This window comes from Bradyrhizobium sp. 956_D2_N1_4 (genome assembly GCF_052076025.1).
Taxonomy (GTDB): domain Bacteria; phylum Pseudomonadota; class Alphaproteobacteria; order Rhizobiales; family Xanthobacteraceae; genus Bradyrhizobium; species Bradyrhizobium barranii.
On record NZ_CP197237.1, the window covers coordinates 8,067,462 to 8,084,989 of the forward strand.

Annotated in this window: 13 protein-coding genes; 7 read left to right on the forward strand and 6 right to left on the reverse strand. The window is 64.4% G+C overall.

Going from position 1 to position 17,528, the window contains the following annotated elements; translation table 11 throughout:
• Nucleotides 1-119: 119 nt before the first annotated feature.
• The 4 genes from AB7535_RS38045 to AB7535_RS38060 all read right to left on the reverse strand — a co-directional run bounded on the left by AB7535_RS38045 (nucleotide 120) and on the right by AB7535_RS38060 (nucleotide 6,714).
• A complete protein-coding gene (locus AB7535_RS38045) occupies nucleotides 120-2,339 on the reverse strand; it encodes an acetate--CoA ligase family protein (RefSeq protein ID WP_354113324.1) in 2,220 nt (739 codons plus the stop codon).
• 218 nt (nucleotides 2,340-2,557) lie between these two features.
• Nucleotides 2,558-3,550: a glycosyltransferase family 2 protein gene (locus tag AB7535_RS38050; protein ID WP_354113325.1), complete on the reverse strand. Its 993-nt coding sequence runs from the start codon at nucleotides 3,548-3,550 to the stop codon at nucleotides 2,558-2,560.
• A 153-nt stretch (nucleotides 3,551-3,703) separates the two neighbouring features.
• Nucleotides 3,704-4,273, reverse strand: a complete 570-nt coding sequence (locus tag AB7535_RS38055; protein WP_354113326.1) for a class GN sortase — start codon at nucleotides 4,271-4,273, stop codon at nucleotides 3,704-3,706.
• A gap of 176 nt (nucleotides 4,274-4,449) precedes the next feature.
• The gene (locus AB7535_RS38060; protein WP_354113327.1) at nucleotides 4,450-6,714 is read right to left on the reverse strand and encodes a marine proteobacterial sortase target protein; all 2,265 of its coding nucleotides are present in this window, start codon (nucleotides 6,712-6,714) and stop codon (nucleotides 4,450-4,452) included.
• Nucleotides 6,715-6,901: 187 nt separating this feature from the next.
• Between AB7535_RS38060 and AB7535_RS38065 the strand changes: the two genes are divergently transcribed.
• Entirely contained in the window at nucleotides 6,902-7,672 is a 771-nt protein-coding gene (locus tag AB7535_RS38065) for a helix-turn-helix transcriptional regulator (RefSeq protein ID WP_354113328.1), read from the forward strand.
• Nucleotides 7,673-7,720: 48 nt separating this feature from the next.
• A complete protein-coding gene (locus AB7535_RS38070) occupies nucleotides 7,721-9,211 on the forward strand; it encodes a glycosyltransferase family 2 protein (protein WP_439037552.1) in 1,491 nt (496 codons plus the stop codon).
• On the opposite strand, the gene AB7535_RS38075 is transcribed toward AB7535_RS38070, so the two are convergent.
• Together AB7535_RS38075 and AB7535_RS38080 are read right to left on the reverse strand one after the other, a co-directional pair.
• Nucleotides 9,208-10,428 (reverse strand): ABC transporter substrate-binding protein, encoded by a 1,221-nt coding sequence (locus tag AB7535_RS38075; RefSeq protein ID WP_354113330.1) that lies wholly within the window; start codon nucleotides 10,426-10,428, stop codon nucleotides 9,208-9,210. The two genes, AB7535_RS38070 and AB7535_RS38075, sit on opposite strands and share 4 nt — an antisense overlap.
• 88 nt (nucleotides 10,429-10,516) lie before the next feature.
• Nucleotides 10,517-12,067 carry an acyl-CoA synthetase gene (locus AB7535_RS38080; RefSeq protein ID WP_354113331.1) on the reverse strand — a complete coding sequence of 517 codons (1,551 nt, stop codon included), beginning with the start codon at nucleotides 12,065-12,067 and terminating at the stop codon, nucleotides 10,517-10,519.
• 265 nt (nucleotides 12,068-12,332) lie between these two features.
• Here AB7535_RS38080 and AB7535_RS38085 point away from each other — a divergent pair, with 265 nt between their 5' ends.
• The 5 genes from AB7535_RS38085 (at nucleotide 12,333) to AB7535_RS38105 (ending at nucleotide 17,466) form a co-directional block, all read left to right on the forward strand.
• Nucleotides 12,333-13,469, forward strand: coding sequence for an acyl-CoA dehydrogenase family protein (locus AB7535_RS38085; RefSeq protein ID WP_354113332.1), 1,137 nt, complete (start codon nucleotides 12,333-12,335; stop codon nucleotides 13,467-13,469).
• A 133-nt stretch (nucleotides 13,470-13,602) separates the two neighbouring features.
• The gene (locus AB7535_RS38090) at nucleotides 13,603-14,766 is read left to right on the forward strand and encodes an acyl-CoA dehydrogenase family protein (RefSeq protein WP_354113333.1); all 1,164 of its coding nucleotides are present in this window, start codon (nucleotides 13,603-13,605) and stop codon (nucleotides 14,764-14,766) included.
• Nucleotides 14,766-15,422 (forward strand): glutathione S-transferase family protein, encoded by a 657-nt coding sequence (locus AB7535_RS38095; protein ID WP_071909062.1) that lies wholly within the window; start codon nucleotides 14,766-14,768, stop codon nucleotides 15,420-15,422. The genes AB7535_RS38090 and AB7535_RS38095 overlap by 1 nt, the downstream gene beginning before the upstream one ends.
• 175 nt (nucleotides 15,423-15,597) lie before the next feature.
• Nucleotides 15,598-16,398: a helix-turn-helix domain-containing protein gene (locus AB7535_RS38100; protein WP_063979985.1), complete on the forward strand. Its 801-nt coding sequence runs from the start codon at nucleotides 15,598-15,600 to the stop codon at nucleotides 16,396-16,398.
• 201 nt (nucleotides 16,399-16,599) lie between these two features.
• Nucleotides 16,600-17,466 (forward strand): 3-keto-5-aminohexanoate cleavage protein, encoded by an 867-nt coding sequence (locus AB7535_RS38105; RefSeq protein ID WP_028155241.1) that lies wholly within the window; start codon nucleotides 16,600-16,602, stop codon nucleotides 17,464-17,466.
• Nucleotides 17,467-17,528 lie beyond the last annotated feature (62 nt).

Genomic DNA, 17,528 nt, shown 5'->3' on the forward strand with positions numbered 1-17,528 from the left:
GGATGGTTGGAAGGACGATGCTGCGGCCGCAATACTAGAGCGGGCGGGTTAACGACTTGTCCGCCGTAGCTCGAAGAGCGAAGGCGGAAGCGTAACCCGCCAATCCGCCTTAGGCGACATCAATGGCCGGCCGCGCGTCTTGCAGCAGCATTGTTCAATACGATCAGCGCGTCGACGGCGACGCCCGTCTTGGTGTTGATCAGGAACGGGTTGACGTCGATTGAGGCGATCCGGTCGCCGGCATCTGCGATCAAATTGGACAGGCCGACCAGCGCTTTCACCGCGGAGGCCTCGTGCAAGGCCGGCTTGCCGCGATAGCCGCGCATCTTGATGCCGGCCTTGGTGCGGCCGATCAGGAGCCGGGCCTCGGCCTCGTCGAGCGGTGCGCCGGCGAGTGCGACGTCCTTCATCAGCTCGATGTCGATGCCGCCGGTGCCGAACAGCACGACCGGACCCATTTCGGCATCGAGCGAGGCGCCGACCACGAGCTCGAGATCGGCCTTGACCTGCTGCGCGATCAGGATGCCGTCGAGCTTCGGCTTGCCCTTCAGCTTCGCCACCCGCGCGGTGATGTCGGCGAACGCCTTCTTCACCTCGGCGGCGCTGTTGAGATTCAGCACCACGCCGCCGATGTCGGATTTGTGCAGGATCTCGGCGCTGACGACTTTTGCCACGACCGGGAAACCGATCTGCTTCGCGATCTTCGCGGCGTCCGCCGCCGTCTGCGCAATCGCTTCCTTCGAGGTCGGGATGCCATAGGCCTTCAGCAGCTTCTTCGAGGCAACCTCGTCGAGCGCGACACCGCTCGCCGATTTCAGCGCCTTCTCCAGCACGGCGCGGGCGGCAGGCTTCGAGCTCGAGGCGATGTCGGGCACTGCCTTGCGCAGCTTCGCATAGTCGAGCAGCGATTTGATCGCGGTCACCGCGCGGTCCATGCCCTGCATGACCGCGAGATGCGGCAGCGATTTGCGCAAGCCTTTGGTGAATTCGGTGAAGCCGACCGACATCGCGCTGATGTAGATCACCGGCTTGCCGGCCCGGCTCGCCATCCCATCGACGATGCGCAGATTGCGCTCGCGCAACTCGTGCGGCGCCTTGGGCAGTTCGGCATCGATGATGACGATGTCGATATCGGGGTCGTCGATCATCAGCTCGATCGACTTCATGTAGACGGAGGGATCGACCACCGCGGCAAAGCCGGCATCGAGCGGATTGCCCACGATCGAGCCCGGCCCGAGCATCTTCGCTAGTTCGGAGCCGACGTGCGGGCTCAGCGGCGCAAAGTTCAGGCCTTCGGCATAGAAGGCGTCAAGCAGCATGCCGCGCTTGCCGCCTGATAGCGTGACCGCGGCGAGCCGGTCGCCCTTGGGCACGGCCGCGTGAACGAAGCATTCGGTGGTCTCGATCAGCTCGTCGAGCCCGCCGACCCGGATCACGCCTTCACGGGTCGCGATGGCGTCGAACGTCTCGATCGATCCTGCGAGCGCACCGGTATGCGCCATCGCCGCGGCGCGGCCACCCTCGGACGAACCGAGCTTGAGTGCGATGACCGGCTTGCTTGCGGCACGCGCGGCCTTGCAGGCGTCGCGAAACGCCTTGGTGTTGCGCACGCCTTCGAGGTAGACCACGATCACCTTGATGCTCGGATCCTCGGCGAAATAGCGCATCAGGTCCGGCGTCTCGAGCCCGGCCTCGTTGCCGGTCGTCACCATGTAGCCGACCCCGACGCCGCGATCCTCCAGCGCCTGCCGGATCGCCATCACGATGGCGCCGGATTGCCCGGCGATCGCCACCGCACCCTGTTCCATGGTGACGACGCGGTCGTCGATATTGGTGAAGAGCTTTTCGCCCGCGCTCAGATTGCCGAGGCAGTTCGGGCCGGTGACGGCGAGCCCCGTTTCGCGTATCGCGGCTTGCAATTCGGCAGCGAGCTTCTGGCTCTCCTCATCCTGCAACTCGCTGAAGCCCGAGGTGACGATGGTGGCCGAGCGCGCGCCGGCCGCGGCGGCGTCGCGGATCACCTGCACGGCAAAGCGCGCGGGCACCAGCACCAGCACGTGATCGGGCTTTTCCGGGAGGCTCGCGAAATCCTTGTAGCAGGGCACGCCCCAGACGGTGTCGCGCTTGGCGTTGACCGGATAGAGCCCGCCCTCGTAGCCGTACTTGACGAGGTTGTTCCAGATGCGCTCGGCATAATTGCCGGGCTTGTCGGTCGCGCCCACCAGCACAATGTTGTGCGGGTGCAGCATGGCGTGGATGCCCTTGACGATGTCGCTGGCATCGGGCGCTGGAGACCATGGACGCGGAAAAACGGACGCAGCAGGTACCTTGGCTTCCATGGCGCTTCCTCACCTCTTGTTCTTGTTGCAGCGCGCTGTCTTGCGCCGGCGTCTGGCGGGACTGATCGTGATGGCTCAATGCCGCGTGGCGGAATGGCGGGTGCTTCGCGACAAGGCTAGCATCACCAGACTTTTGGCGAAAGTGCGAACGATCGGACGACGTGCCACGACTGCGTGACGCGCATTCTTTCAAATGGTGATCACGCCTCTGCTATCGTTCAGTAACGCAGCAGGCGCAGCTTGTAGGCGTAGTGATAGGCCACCTGCTTCGCGAGATAGGAAGCGATGGCGCGCCGGATCTGCATCTGCGTCGGATCGAAGCCGAGAACGCGGCGCCGCAGGATGCCCATCTCCCTGACGCCGAGCGCGTAGGTCGAAGCCGTCTTCTGTGCATCGTGGATGCGGAAGCAGGCGAGAAATCGTGGCAGGCGCACGAATTTGAATTCCGCGGCTTGCGCCCGCAGGATGAAATCCCAATCCATCGCGTAGTGGAGGCTCTCGTCGATGGGCCCGATCCTGTCCCACACGCGCTTGCGCCAGAACATCGTCTCCTGCGGGATGTAGTCGGCATATTGCAAAGCCTTGCCGTCATGCGGCGGCAGCACGGCGCGTCCAACCTCGAGCCCCTCGCGGTCGACGAAGACGCGATGGCCGTAGACGACGTCGACATCGGGATGCGCCATGAAGTAGTCGGCGACATAGGCGAGCGCTCCGGGCAGCAGCATATCGTCGCTGTTGAGATAGGCCATGATCTCGCAATCGGCACCGGCGAAGCCGAGATTGATGGCGTTCGACTGCCCCTTGTCCGGCTCGCTCGTCCAGCTGATGCTCTCACCTCGGCTCTTCAGGAGATCGATCGTGCCGTCGATCGAGGCGCCGTCCTGCACGTGATAAGTCAGCTTCGGATAGTTCTGACTGACGATGCTCTCGATCGTGGCGTCGAGATATTGCGCATGATTGTAGCTTGGCGTGACCATCGTGATCCGCGGCGCATTCGCCGGGATCGCAGGCGCACGCGGGAAGGCAGTCAGGTTGAGCAGGCGCGGCGGATATTGCTCGAAGGTCCACATCGGCGGTCGTCGCCAGAGGCTCCGCAGCGAGGATCGTCTCTGTCCGGCAGCAATGAGGTCCTGATTCCGTTCCAGGAGCGCGACACGATTTTCGAGTTGCTCCAGCCGCTGTTCGAGGCGCTGCCTGAACTCGTCGTCCATTACAGGTTGTCCTGAAAATTACAGCGTCAAAAGATCAATCGGCTGTTCTTACAGGTCTATAGGAGACGACGCCAGTTCAGCGGCCCGATCAAGCGCGGTTCCCCGGCTGTTCGGCGCGGTCTCTATCGATCCCGGATGGCCGATTGCGAACCGCTATTCACCTGTTTCGATCAAGGTGGCATGCAGGGTGTAGCGCTCGGGTCCGGGCGTGACGGCGTCGAAGGGCCAGCAGGTTGTGAGCACCAGCTCGACATCCTGCGCCGCGGGATCGATGCCGGACTCATCGAAGCGAACCACAGCGGAGGAATCCGCCCGATAGCGAAAGTGCTTTCCGTCACGGCGTGTGACATCGATTACGTCACCAATGGCGACATTCCGCAGGAAGCGGAAATGTGTATCGCGATGCGCGGCATATACCGCAATGCCGCGCTCGCCGGCATCAGCCGTTTGGTGGATATGGCCGGGTCCGAAGGCGAGGGCCTGGCCGCTGGTGCCTTCCAGCACGATCGCGCTGGCGCCGATCCGCTTCACCTCGATCCGTGCGACCGGCCAGGTGTCGGCCCATGACCATGGCTTGACCACGCCGCCGGTCGCAACGCTCCTGTCGAACGCGCGCTCCAGCAGCACCTGCGCGAGCCAGGCCTTGGCATGGGTGTAGGCGCCGTCGCCGAACAGGATGAGGCCGGCAAGTGCAAGAGCGAGAGGAGAGATCAGGCGGAGCATTGTTTCCACACGCGTCATTGCGAGCGCAGCGAAGCAATCCAGAATCCTTCCGGGGAGGCAGCCTGGATTGCTTCGCTGCGCTCGCAATGACGGCAAGAAGAAAAAGGCGCGCGCGGCCGTTGCCATGGGACGGGCAGCCGCGCGCGCTAACAGAGGAGTTCGGGGGGGCTCCTCTCTCAAGCGGCGTCAGTGAGCAAGGGCTGACGCCGGTTGAACACGTACAGGATCAGGGCGAGCACGATCAGGATGAAACCTGCGATCATCTTGAGCTCGGCCGAGGTCGCGGTCTTGGGCAGGCGGATCGCATCCGGCGCGGCGGGCGTCGGCCGCCTCGTCGTCGGCTGGTTGCGCGCATCCGCATGGCGTTCGCGCAATTGTGTGGGCGTCAGGTGCGGTCGCTCGCCAAAGACCTTCTCGAAATCCCAGCCGGCCGGCAGGTTGAGCGGCAGCTCGCTGAGCTTGAGCGGCTCGCCCTCGGGGCGGCTCGGCGTCTTGTCGACCGCGACGAGGCTGGTGAGCCGCGTGACGATCTGGTGGTCGAGCGCCAGCGCGAGGATCGCCTTGTCGGAGTCTTCGGGCGTCATCTCGCGCATGGTACGCGCCACCTCGGCGTCGCCGATCTTGCGCTTGGCCCAGAGTTTTGACAGGCCCTTGCCTTCAGCGGCGCTTTGCAGCGGCAGCGTCACCGACCACGGGCGGTCGCCGACACGTCCCTTGATCTCGAGCGAGCCGGCGAGCTTGTCGAGCTTTGCCGCCAGCACCAGCGGTTCGTCGCGATAGACGTCGGGAATGATCGCAGGCGTCACGTCCGCCTTGGCATCGGAGAACTCTACGCTGAGCCCGGTCACCGCGGGGTTCTCCAGCTTGGCGAACAGGCCGCGCATGCGCTCCTCGACCTGCTCGACGGAGCCGATATGGGTGAAGGCGCCGCGGCCGAGCTCGGCGGCGCGCGTCATCAGATAGGTGTTGGGTGCGGATCCGATGCCGACCATGAACACGCGCGAGCGGCCCCGCATCGCAGTGATCGTTTCAAACAATTGCTGCTCGTTGCCGATCGCACCATCGGTCAGGAACACCACCTGGCGGACCATGCTGGTGTCGCCAGCCTTGTCGGTCAGCGCCGCGCGCATCGCCGGCACCATCTCAGTGCCGCCGCGCGCCTGCAAGGTACTGACGAACGACGTGGCTTCACCGACATGCGTGGCGTCGGCCGGCACGGAGGCCGGGAACAGCACGTCCATGGTGTCGTCGAAGCGGATGACGTTGAAGCGGTCGTTCGGTTGAAGGCGGGAGAGCGCGTAAGTCAGGCTGGCCTTGGCCTGAACGATCGACGTACCGCCCATCGAGCCCGAATTGTCGATCACGAACACAACCTCGCGCGGCAGCGGCTTTTGCGTCGCCTGCTCGGCACTGGGCGGGGTGACGAAGGCGAGCAGATAGTCGGCATCGCCGACACGCTCGCGGAACAGGCCAACCGACGGAGCCTTCTCCGCGGCCGGCTTCCAGGTCAGCTCGAAATCGCGGTCGGCGGCCACGGCGCCGTCAGCGAGCGTGACGATTCGCGTCGCATTGTCCGGGCTCTCGACCTTGACGTTATGGTGGGGACTCCTGACCTCGCCGAGCGCGAAGCCTGCCTGCAGGCGGACCGTGATGCTGGTCGGATTGACCGGCGCGTTCCTGGCGGGATCCAGCACCGGTGGCGAGATGCGGTCGCGGTCCGGCACCGGCTCCGAATTGGTCGCGCCCCAGCCCGAGCCGTCCTTGCGGAAGTCGACGCTCTGCACGATCGGCGCCGGATTGTAGCGCGGCCCGACCACCAGCGGCAGCCGCAGCGAATATTCATTGCCGGATTGATGCACCGGTTCCTGATATTCGATCTGCACCAGCACGGTTTCGCCGGGGCCGATATTGGCGACCGAATTGGTGAAGATGTTCGGCCGCTCCTGCTCCGTGAGCGCGGCCTTCTGGCCGGCACGGCGCGCCTGCTCGTAGATCACGCGTGCCTGCTGCCGCTCCTTGATGTCGCCGATGATGACGCGGTCACCGACCACCATCTTCAGCGTGTCGACGGCGCCGCCGGTGGGAAGCGGATAAACGTAGGTCGCCTCGACCCAGTCCTTGGTCGGATTGCGGAAGACCTGGGTGACGCGGGCGCGCAGCGTCGGGCCTGATACCGTGATGTCGACGTCGATGCCGAGGCGGATCGCCTCCGCGTAGGCGCCGTCCTCCTTCAGGAGAAGGGTGCCGGATTTGGCATCGCCGGGCTGGAGCAGGCTGGCCTGCTCCGTCGTCGCCGACCATCCGGGCTCAAGACTCACGAGCAGGGCCACGAAGGCGACCAGCATCACCGCGATGCCCTGCACCAGAAGAAACAATCCGAGCTTGATCAGCCGCCCCAGCATGGGGTGCTCGTCGCTGTCGGCTGTGTCGTAGCTATCCATTTCGCCTGCTCCCGAAGGGTGTTCGCTGGCTCCGAGCATCCGTCGGGAGCGCCTGAATGCGCGAGCAGAATGATCGGCAATGTTCCGCCGCGGCCGGCCCGGGCAGGCCAAGGCCGGGATGGCCATGTACGGTTTTGTGCTGGTTTGTCCGCCCTGCTAGACTGGCGTCCGTGGAGCAGGGCTGACGATGCAGATGCAGGATAAAGTCACCGACGGACAGCTTTCGGACGAGCAGAGCCGCGAGATCGCGGAGACCATTCGCGAGGAGCTCGCCAGGCGCCGGATTTCCCGGCAGGCGTTGGCCGAGCAGGCCAAGCTCAGCCTGTCGACGCTGGAGAAGGTGCTCGGTGGCCGGCGGCCGTTCACGCTGGCAACGACCGTGCGGCTGGAGCAGGCGCTGGGCGTCTCCTTGCGTAAAAGCACCGCCGTGGTGACGCCTCCGGCCGCAAACGATGTCGCGCCCGACAGCCTCGGCTCCTATGCGCATCGCGCGGTGACCTGGCTCGAGGACGTCTACATCACGCTGCGGCCGTCCTTCGGCGACAAGGATGCGATCTTCGCCTATCGCACCGAGATCGTCTGGGAGCCGAAGGTGTCTTCACTGGTGTTCCGCGAGGGCGAGCGGACCGATGCCGCCTATGAGCATACCGGCGAAGTTGCTGTGCCGCATCAGTCCGGCTTCATCTATCTCGTCATCATCAAGCACGGCCAGCACCGCGTGATCACGGTGTCGCGGCCGACGGTTGCCGGCGAGATGTACGGCATCATCTCGACGCTCCGCGCCGGACCCGGCTCGCAACTGACGCCGATCGCGGCGCCGATCGCCTATGTGCCGCTCCGCAATGTCGCGAAGCCATCCCTGGGACGGGTCGGCCCCGACGATGCCAACCACGCATTGTATGGAAAGCATCTGCGCCGCACGGTGGAGGAATCGTTCGCGTTGTTTCTGTCGGTATAGTTCGCGAGAAGGAGTCCGGAATGGCGTCGCGTGCGTCTATAAGGGAACATGCAGAACGTGCCCGCACCATACGGCGGTGAATCTCCGCTGTTCTCCATCATCATCCCGCTGGAACATCACCGCGGGCAGTGGGAGCTGTCCTGGCTCGGCTGGACGTCGCAAACCGCCGACAAATCGCTTTACGAAATCATTCTGGTGGTGCCGCCTGATTTCAAGGCACTCAACGAGCTGAAGGCGCTGGCCGGCGGCAAAGCGCGCCTCGAGTTCACCAATTCGGACCATGACATCGGGCTCTGCGCCTTCGGCGCCGCCAAGGCCCGCGGCAAATATCTGTTCTTCACGGAGTCGCATTGCCGGCCCGAGCCTGACGTGATGGAGGCCTGCATCCGCGCGATCGGCGCGCGTCCCGACTGGGCTGGGTTCTCCTGTCAGTCGGTGCCGATCTGCCATAACCGGCTGTCCGTGGCGGAGGCCGCCATGTACCAGGCCGACATCGAGTTCGGCATGAAGCAGCATCCCTGGCGCAAGGTGCTGGACCAGTGCTTCGTGACGCGGCGCGACGTCTATTGGGAATGCGGCGGCCTGCGCGAGGAGCTCGGTCATTTCGCCGAATGGGTGCTCGCCGCCGCGTATCACGCGGGGGGCCATACGATCGGCTATCTCGAGGAGGCGCGCTTCCATCATTACTATATCGGCGAAATCGGCGAGCTGAAGACATTCACGCTCGATTTTGTGCGGGGCGAGATCCGCTATCTCAGCGAAGCGCGCAACGATCCCGGCAGCGAGCTGCTCGAAACTCCGGTCGAGTGGAGCAGCCGCGGCGATTTCAACGTCGCGCTCGCGCGTAGCGCCCTTGCTGCACGGATGCGCGCGGGCCGCGTGACCGGCGAAGGCCTGCAGGCGATCGGGCGTTGGGGCGCGATCGCACTGGCCGGCGACCGCCTTGCGCTTGGTCTTGCACGTGTGTCGGCAGGCTATGCGCGCTGCAGTCTGACCCTGCTCACCATGGGCGGCTCTCGCGGCAGCATCGCGCGCTGGCTGAAGCGTTATATCGCCGCGCTGATCCACTATCAGCGCCTCTATTGTATCCGTGGCATTCGGGGGAGCCTTGGCGGAGCTGCGCAGAATCTCGGCGATCAGATGGTCGCACAGGCCGGCTTCCATGCCTGGGAGGTCTGGCAGGGCCGCAGCTTCCGCTGGAGCGAGCCGGAAGCCGCCTTGCGGATCGAGGCGCCGCCTGGGCGCGCCATCATTCGCATCGCGTCGCCGGAGATTCGCGGGCCGCTGGATCGGATCGGCGTGCAGTTCTATCTCGACGGCATGCGCGTTGCGGATGCTGCGACCGCGATCGACGCGGGTGCCTTCGTTCTTCAGCTCGATCTGCCGCCATCGGGCGGGGCGATCCTGGCATGGGCCTGTCCGCGTTTTGCGGCCATCGATGACCCGCGCCGGCTCGGCCTGCCGGTCGCGGGGATCGACGTCAGTGCAGGCGAAGACGTCAGCTGGACGTCTCCACCCGTTGCTGCGATGCGTGGCTAGCCGCCCGTTTCGGCGCTGATGATGTCGCCGAACAGCTCCCACTGGCCCTTCTTGAACCGCCACATCTTGAGCTGCTCGATTGGCGCGAAGTCGGTGGCCGAGGTGTTGATCTTGATCCCCGGGATCAGCGTGTCAGGGACGAAGTCCTTGAGGCTCGAGGCCTGCTTCATCACGTTCTCACGGGTCAGATTGTCACCCGACTGCTTCAGCACCTGCACCATCGTCTGGGCCGCGGCATAGGCGTACACCAGATTGGCATCCGAGATGTTCGCGCCGGGCATGTACTTGTCGATGAAGGTCATGAACTTCTTCATGCCCTCGTCGTCCTTCCACTGCGGGTCCGACGCATCCTTCAGATAGCCGGCCGACAACACGCCTTCGGATGCCTCGAGGCCGGCCGGCTTCATCACCGCGCCGATCGACACCGAGACGTCGGTCATCAGGTGCATCGGCCTCCACTCCAGCTCCGCGATCTTCTTGATGGCCTGCGCCGCGAATTTCGGGGTCGCGATGTTCACGAAGACATCGGCGCCGGTGCCCTTGAGCTTGACGATATGGGCGTCGATCGACGGCTCCGAGGTCTCGTAGCTCTCCTCGGCCACGATCAGCTTCGATGCCTTGTCGCCGAACACGTCCTTGATGCCGGCGAGGTAGTCCTTGCCGAAATCGTCGTTGGCATAGAAGATCGCGACCTTCGCGTCCGGCTTCTCCTTCAGAATGTATTTTGCGAAGATCTGTGCCTCGACCCGGTAGCTCGGCTGGAAGCCCATGGTCCAGGGAAAGTTCTTCGGGTCGTTCCACTTGCTCGCGCCGGTGGCGAGGAAGAGCTGCGGCACCTTCTTGGAATTGTGATATTTCTGCACGGCGGTCTGGGTCGGCGTGCCCAGCGCGTTGAAGACCAGGAAGACCTCGTCGCTCTCGATCAGCTTGCGGATCTGCTCCACGGTCTTCGGCGGCGAGTAGCCGTCGTCATAGGAGATCCAGTTGATCTTGCGGCCGTTGATGCCGCCCTGGTCGTTGATCATCTTGAAATAGGCTTCCTCGGTCTTGCCGATGATGCCGTAGGCGGACGCGGGACCGGAATAGGCCTCGACATTGCCGATCTTGATCTCGGTGTCGGTGACGCCGGTGTCGTACGCCTTCTGCGCATACGCGGACGGGATCGCAAGCAGCGTCAACGCCGTTGCTGCGGCAAGCAGGGAGAGTTTCTTGTTCATGAAAATTCCTTGGGGTTTTCTTTGCGGTTTCTTCTGGGTTGGAGCAGGCACGTCAGAAACGAAGAAGCGCCCGCAAGGGGCGCTTTGATCAGGCGTTCGCGACTTTCTTGTCGACTTCGGACGCCACCGAGAATTCTTTCCGCAAGGTCGGCTTGTGGATCTTGCCGGTGGCGTTGCGCGGGAGCGCATCGACGAACCGCACCTGTCGCGGGCATTTGAAGCGCGCGAGATTGGCCGCGCAGTGCGCAAAGACATCCGCCTCGGTCAGCCGCTGACCGGGCTTGGCTGCGACGATGGCGAGCCCCACTTCGCCCCATTGCGGATCGGGAATGCCGATCACGGCGGCTTCCGCGATCGCGGTGAGCTGATGCAGGACGTTCTCGACCTCGGCCGGATAGACGTTCTCGCCGCCTGAGATGTACATGTCCTTCCAGCGGTCGACGATATAGTAGAAGCCTTCCTCGTCGACGCGCGTCGCATCGCCCGTGTGCAGCCAGCCGTCGGTGAAGGACGTCTTGTTTGCCTCCGGCCTGTTCCAGTAGCCCGGCGTGATGTTCGGGCCCTTGACCCAGAGCTCGCCGAGTTCGCCGACATCGGCATCGCTGCCGTCGGGTCGCACGATCCGCACCTCGGTGTGCAGCACCGGCTTGCCGGCCGAGCCCGCCTTGCGCGCCGCATCCTCGCGATCCAGTACCAGCACGGCCGGCGAGGTCTCGGTCATGCCGTAGCCCTGCTGCAGCGCGACCCCGCGTGCCTCCCACACTTTCAGCAGCGGCACCGGCATCGGCGCGCCGCCGACACCGCAGACGATCAACCGGGTCAGGTCAGTCGTCGCGAAGGCCGGATGCTGTGCCATGAACTGGTAGATCGCGGGCACGCCGAAGAACACGTTGATGCCCTGCGCGGGATCGTTGATCAGGCCGAGCGCCGTGCCGGGATCGAAGGCGCGCATGATCATCACGGTGCCGCCGGCATGCAGCACCGGGTTGGTGTAGCAATTGAGCCCGCCGGTGTGGAACAGCGGCAGCACCGTGAGCAGCACCGAGGCCGGGCCGATGCAGGCGGGACCGCCGAGATTGACGCAATTCCAGAAGGTCATGCCATGGGTGATGGTCGCGCCCTTGGGATGGCCCGTGGTGCCCGACGTGTACATGATGGTCGAGACGTCATCGAGCGTGACCTCCTCGGCGCGGGCGAGCGGCTTGGCGGACGCGATGCCGGTCTCGTAAGCGCCGCCGGGGCCGAGCAGCAGGCTGGTCGCGACGTTGCAGAGTTTTGCGACGTCGAGCGCAGTCTCGGCGAGATCAGTGTCGTGAATCATCACCTTCGGCGCGCAATCGCCGGTGATGAACTGGAGCTCGGGAACGGTGAGGCGGGTGTTCAGCGGCACGAAGACCGCGCCGAGCCGTCCGCAGGCGAACTGCACCTCCAGCGTGTCGGTCGTGTTCAGCGCCAGCACCGCGACGCGGTCGCCGCGCGACACCTTGAGTGCGTCACGGAGAAATCCGGCCAGGCGCGAGACGCGGGCATCGAGCTGCGAATAGGTGAAGCGGCGCTCGCTCGCGAGGTCGATCACCGCGACCTTGTCAGGCGTGCGGCGGCCGTGATGGACGATCCAGTCGTAATAACGAACGGCCAAAATCCCTCCCTCGGCGGTCTTGTGCCGCCTGCGTCCCTATTTGCCGGGCACCATGCCCGGCGTGGCCCTGGGGCCAGCCGGAGTTTGTGCGCACGTCTTTTTTTGCCCCGGAGTTGGCCTGCGAGCGGCGAAAATCGTCTTGCGTTGAGTTGCTAGGCCCTAGGCTGCGTGGGGTGGTTCCCCCGGTCAGCCACTCTGCGCAAGTGAGCGGCAGATGTTCCGGCCATGGTGGACAACACGAATCCGCCAGCAGGGCGAAACGACAATGAAGAGCCCGTTTTATACCGCCGAGCATGATGCCTTCCGCGAGGTGATGCGCCGCTTCGTCGAGAAGGAGATCACGCCCTTTGCCCATGAATGGGACGAGGCCGGTGAATTTCCCCGCGTGCTCTATCGCAAGGCGGCCGAGATTGGCCTGTTGGGGCTCGGATTCCCCGAGGAATATGGCGGGATCGCAGCCGACCAGTTCATGAAGATCGTGGCGAGCCAGGAATTGGCGCGTGCGGGGGCCGGCGGGGTCAGCGCCAGCCTGATGAGCCACACCATCGGCTCGCCGCCGATCGCGCGGGCGGCGCGCCCGGAGGTCAAGGCACGCGTGCTGCCGCAGGTGCTGTCGGGCGAGAAGATCTCCGCGTTGGCGATCACCGAGCCGGGCGGCGGCTCCGACGTCGCGAACCTCCGCACCAGGGCGCGGCGCGATGGCGATCACTACGTCGTGACCGGCGAGAAGACCTTCATCACCTCAGGGATGCGCGCCGATTATCTGACCGTTGCGGTGCGTACAGGCGGCGAGGGCGCCGGCGGCGTCAGCCTGCTTCTGATCGAGGGTGACACGCGCGGCCTGTCACGGACGAAACTGAAGAAGATGGGCTGGTGGGCCTCCGACACCGCGACGCTGCATTTCGATGACTGCCGCGTGCCGGCCGAAAACCTGATCGGCGAGGAAGGCCAGGGCTTCAAGATCATCATGCGGAATTTCAACAGCGAGCGCATGGGCATGGCGGCCGGCTGCACCGCCTTCGCGCGGGTCTGCCTCGACGAGGCGATCGCCTATGCCAAGGAGCGCAAGACTTTTGGCAAGCCGCTCGCCCAGCACCAGGTCATCAGGCACAAGATCGTCGACATGGCGCAGAAGGTCGCGGCATCCCAGTCGATGCTGGAATTACTGGCCTGGCGGCTGGAGCAGGGCGAGAGCCCGGTCGCCGAAATCTGCATGATGAAGAACCAGGCGACGCAGACCATGGCGTTCTGCGCCTCCGAGGCCGTCCAGATCTTCGGCGGCGCCGGCTTCATGCGCGGCATCAAGGCCGAGCGCATCTACCGCGAGGTCAAGGTCAACGCCATCGGCGGCGGGACGGAGGAGATCATGAAGGATCTGGCGTCGCGGCAGATGGGATTATAGCCGCTTTCTCCGTCATGCCCGGGCTCGTCCCGGGCATCCACGTTCTTGCTGCCGGGTGACGAAGACGTGGATGGCCGGGACAAGCCCGGCCATGACGAGCACATTAGAGATACCGAGAGCTGAGCTGACAAAAATGCCATTCACCGCCGACCACGACGACATCCGCCGTTCCCTGCAAAAATTCATCGCCAACGAGATCAATCCTCATGTCGATGACTGGGAGAAGGCCGACATCTTCCCGGCGCATGAGCTGTTCAAGAAGATGGGCAGCCTCGGTTTCCTCGGCTTGAACAAGCCGGTCGAGTTCGGCGGCTCCGGCCTCGATTATTCCTATGCGCTGATGATGGCGGAGGAGCTTGGCGCCATCACCTGCGGCGGCGTGCCGATGGCGATCGGGGTCCAAACCGACATGGCAACGCCGGCGCTGGCGCGGTTTGGCTCCGACGAGGTGCGGCGCGAATTCCTCAGCCCCTCGATATCAGGCGATTACGTCGCCTGCATCGGCGTCTCCGAGCCCGGCGCCGGCTCGGACGTCGCCTCGATCAAGACCAATGCGCGCTCTGACGGCGACGACTACGTCATCAACGGCGGCAAGATGTGGATCACCAACGGCACCCAGGCCGACTGGATCTGCCTGCTCGCCAACACCGGCGATGGGCCGGTTCACCGCAACAAGTCGCTGATTTGCGTGTCCATGAAGAGCAAGGGCGTCACGGTGGCGCGAAAGCTCGACAAGATGGGCATGCGCTCGTCAGACACCGCGCAGATCTTCTTCGACAATGTCCGCGTGCCCAAGCGCAACCGGATCGGCGAGGAGGGCAAGGGGTTTACCTACCAGATGATCCAGTTCCAGGAGGAGCGGCTCTGGGGCGCGGCGGCCTGCCTGAAGGCGCACGAATACATCATCAACGAGACCATCGAGTACACCCGCAACCGCAAGGCCTTCGGGAAGTCGATCCTCGACAACCAGGTCGTGCACTTCAAGCTCGCGGAGATGCAGACCGAAGTCGAGCTGTTGCGCGCGCTGATCTATCGCGCCGCCGAGCAGCTCGTGGCTGGCGAGGACGTAACCAAGCTTGCGACCATGGCCAAGCTCAAAGCCGGCCGGCTCGGCCGCGAGCTCACCGACGCCTGCTTGCAATATTGGGGCGGAATGGGCTTTACCAACGAGACGCCGGTCAGCCGTGCCTATCGCGACAGCCGGTTGACGTCGATCGGCGGCGGTGCCGACGAGGTCATGCTGATGGTCCTGTGCAAGATGATGGGCACGCTGCCCGGCAGTAAAGGTATTTCCTGATGATCACGCTCTATCACTGCGATGCCGCGCGCTCGTTCCGTCCGCTCTGGATGCTGGAGGAGATGGGGCTTCCATATGAATTGAAGATGCTGCCGTTCCCGCCGCGGGTCTTCGCCAAGGAGTACCTTGCGCTCAATCCGCTCGGCACCATTCCCTTCATGGTCGACGGCGAGACGAAGATGACCGAGTCCTCCGGCATCTGCCATTACCTCGGCATCAAGCACGGACCGACGCCGTTGATGGTCGGACCCGAAGATCCCGCCTATGGCGCGTTCCTGAACTGGATGTATTTCAGCGATGCCACGTTAACCTTCCCGCAGACGCTGGTGCTCCGATACACCCAGCTCGAGCCGGAGGAGCGCCGCAATCCGCAGGTCGCAGGCGATTATGCGAAATGGTTCCTGGGGCGCCTGCGCGCGGTCGAGGCGGCGACGGCCAATGCCGAAACATTGTGCGCAGGTCGCTTCACCGCCGCTGACATTGTCATCGGCTACGCGCTCCGGCTTGCCAACAACGTCGGACTCGCCAAGGATTTCGGGCCAAATGTCGCAGCCTATTGGGCGCGGCTGCAGCAGCGCGACGGATTCAAGCGCGCGGTTGCCGCGGAGCAGAAGGCCGGCGTCGAGCAGAATGTTGCGCCGCGCGTGAGGGCGTAAGCATTCCGTAGGATGGGACTGCGGTCTCATCGCGGTTCCGGGACGACTGATCATCGTCGCGGAATGGTAATCTTTTGCGCGCCATGACAGCGCTATCGCGCCGTGACAGCGCCCAAATTTCCGCTAAGGTGACCTCCGTCCGCAGCGGCCAAAGAGCCGCGCGAGGAGGATCCCAATGGAAGATAACGGTCGCGAATCCGACCATCTGATGCTGATCACGCCGGAGCGGGTATTCTATGCCGGCCTGCTCGGCCGTCCCCGCAAGCGCACCCCCGGCTGCTGCCACGTCTATGTCGCGGTGAAGGGCAGCCTGCATCTGACGATCGACGACGTTCTCGCCACCGGCGAGCTGTTCGTGACCCTGCCGAACCAGCGGCATTCCATCGCCAGCGACTACCGCACTGCAATCAGCGTGACGCTCGAGCCGGAAAGCATGCCGGACGGCGTGATCGAGGCCTTGGCCGCGCGGCTGACCGGACCCGACCGGGCCGTCTATGCCCGCAAGATCCTCGCTGCCTACACGCTGCTGCGCCAGCGCCGCTATGGCGACATCACCACCGCCGAATTCGACGAGATGTGCTTTGGCGAGGCGTTGCCACGTCGCGTGCTCGATCCGCGCGTGATGCGCGCCGTCGCCCGCATCGGCCGCTTCTCCGGCGAGCCGGTGACGGCGGATACGTGCGCGGCGGAAGCGGGGCTCTCGGCCTCGCGCTTCCTGCATCTGTTCAAGGAAGAGACCGGCATCTCGTTCCGCTCCTTCCGCGCCTGGAAGCGTGCGCGGCATTTGCTGCACTTCGCCAACCAGGATCTCAATCTCGCCCATCTCGCGCAGGACATCGGCTATCCCGACTCCACCCATTTCAGCCATTCGATCCGCCGCTTCTATGGATTGAAGCCGCGCGCGATCTTCGTCGGCTCGCGTGATCTCGCGATCTACCGCAGCACCGAGACGGTGAGGCTCGCCGAGGCGAGTTAGGCGCGCTCTCGTAGGGTGGGCAAAGCGAAAGCGTGCCCACCATCTTCGTTCAGCGCCAAGATATGGTGGGCACGGCGCGAGAGCGCCTTTGCCCACCCTACGATAGCTGGTCTTTAGCTAGCTTCTCCGCGCAAGAAGCCGCATGCCCGCGCGCCCCATGATCGCAAGCGTTGAATTCTCAACGTGCGAGACATTTTTGGCATGAGCGACAAGGCCGTCATCACCTGCGCGCTGAACGGCGTGCTCACCGACCCGAAGCAGCACAACGTGCCTGTGACGCCCGAGCAGATGGCACGCGAAGCCAAGGCTGCGTTCGATGCCGGCGCCAGCATCATGCACATCCATCTGCGCCAGCAGGCACCGGACAAGGGGCACCTGCCGTCCTGGGACGTGAGCGTCAGCAAGGAGATTCAGCAGGCCATCCGCGAGGCCTGCCCGGGCGTCATCATCAATCACACCTCGGGCGTCTCGGGGCCGAACTACAGCGGCGCGCTCGACTGCATCCGCGAGACCAGGCCCGAGATCGCGGCCTGCAACGCCGGCTCGCTGAACTATCTGAAGGTGAAAGCCGACAACACCTGGGCCTGGCCGCCGATGATGTTCGACAACGCGGTCGAGAAGGTGAAGGACTATCTCGACGTCATGAACGCGGTCGGGACCATCCCCGAGTTCGAATGTTTCGACGTCGGCATCGTCCGCTGCGTCGGCATGTACCATCAGGTCGGCATGTACAAAGGTCCGCTTGAATATAATTTCGTGATGGGCGTTGCCTCCGGCATGCCGTCCGATCCTGATCTGCTGCCGATCCTGATCAAGCTGAAGCGCCCAGAGGCGCATTTCCAGGTCACCGCGATCGGCCGCGAAGAGATCTGGCCGCTGCACCAGCGCTGCGCCGAGCTCGGCGGCCATCTCCGCACCGGCCTGGAGGACGCCTTCTATCTCGCCGACGGCAAGAAGGTGACCTCGAACGGCCAGTTGATCGAGGCCATCGCCGCCTGCGCCCGCCGTGCGGGCCGCGAGATCGCAAGCCCCGCCGAAGCGCGGAAGATCTTTGGGACGAATAGGTAAGGTATCGCCTCAACCGTCATTGCGAGCGAAGCGAAGCAATCCAGGGTCTTTCCGCGGTGACG

Coding starts and splice junctions, on each gene's coding strand:
- AB7535_RS38045 (WP_354113324.1), bottom strand. CDS start 2,339: ATGGAAGCCAAGGTACCTGCTGCGTCCGTTTTTCCGCGTCCATGGTCT.
- AB7535_RS38050 (WP_354113325.1), bottom strand. CDS start 3,550: ATGGACGACGAGTTCAGGCAGCGCCTCGAACAGCGGCTGGAGCAACTC.
- AB7535_RS38055 (WP_354113326.1), bottom strand. CDS start 4,273: ATGCTCCGCCTGATCTCTCCTCTCGCTCTTGCACTTGCCGGCCTCATC.
- AB7535_RS38060 (WP_354113327.1), bottom strand. CDS start 6,714: ATGGATAGCTACGACACAGCCGACAGCGACGAGCACCCCATGCTGGGG.
- AB7535_RS38065 (WP_354113328.1), top strand. CDS start 6,902: ATGCAGATGCAGGATAAAGTCACCGACGGACAGCTTTCGGACGAGCAG.
- AB7535_RS38070 (WP_439037552.1), top strand. CDS start 7,721: ATGCAGAACGTGCCCGCACCATACGGCGGTGAATCTCCGCTGTTCTCC.
- AB7535_RS38075 (WP_354113330.1), bottom strand. CDS start 10,428: ATGAACAAGAAACTCTCCCTGCTTGCCGCAGCAACGGCGTTGACGCTG.
- AB7535_RS38085 (WP_354113332.1), top strand. CDS start 12,333: ATGAAGAGCCCGTTTTATACCGCCGAGCATGATGCCTTCCGCGAGGTG.
- AB7535_RS38090 (WP_354113333.1), top strand. CDS start 13,603: ATGCCATTCACCGCCGACCACGACGACATCCGCCGTTCCCTGCAAAAA.
- AB7535_RS38095 (WP_071909062.1), top strand. CDS start 14,766: ATGATCACGCTCTATCACTGCGATGCCGCGCGCTCGTTCCGTCCGCTC.
- AB7535_RS38100 (WP_063979985.1), top strand. CDS start 15,598: ATGGAAGATAACGGTCGCGAATCCGACCATCTGATGCTGATCACGCCG.
- AB7535_RS38105 (WP_028155241.1), top strand. CDS start 16,600: ATGAGCGACAAGGCCGTCATCACCTGCGCGCTGAACGGCGTGCTCACC.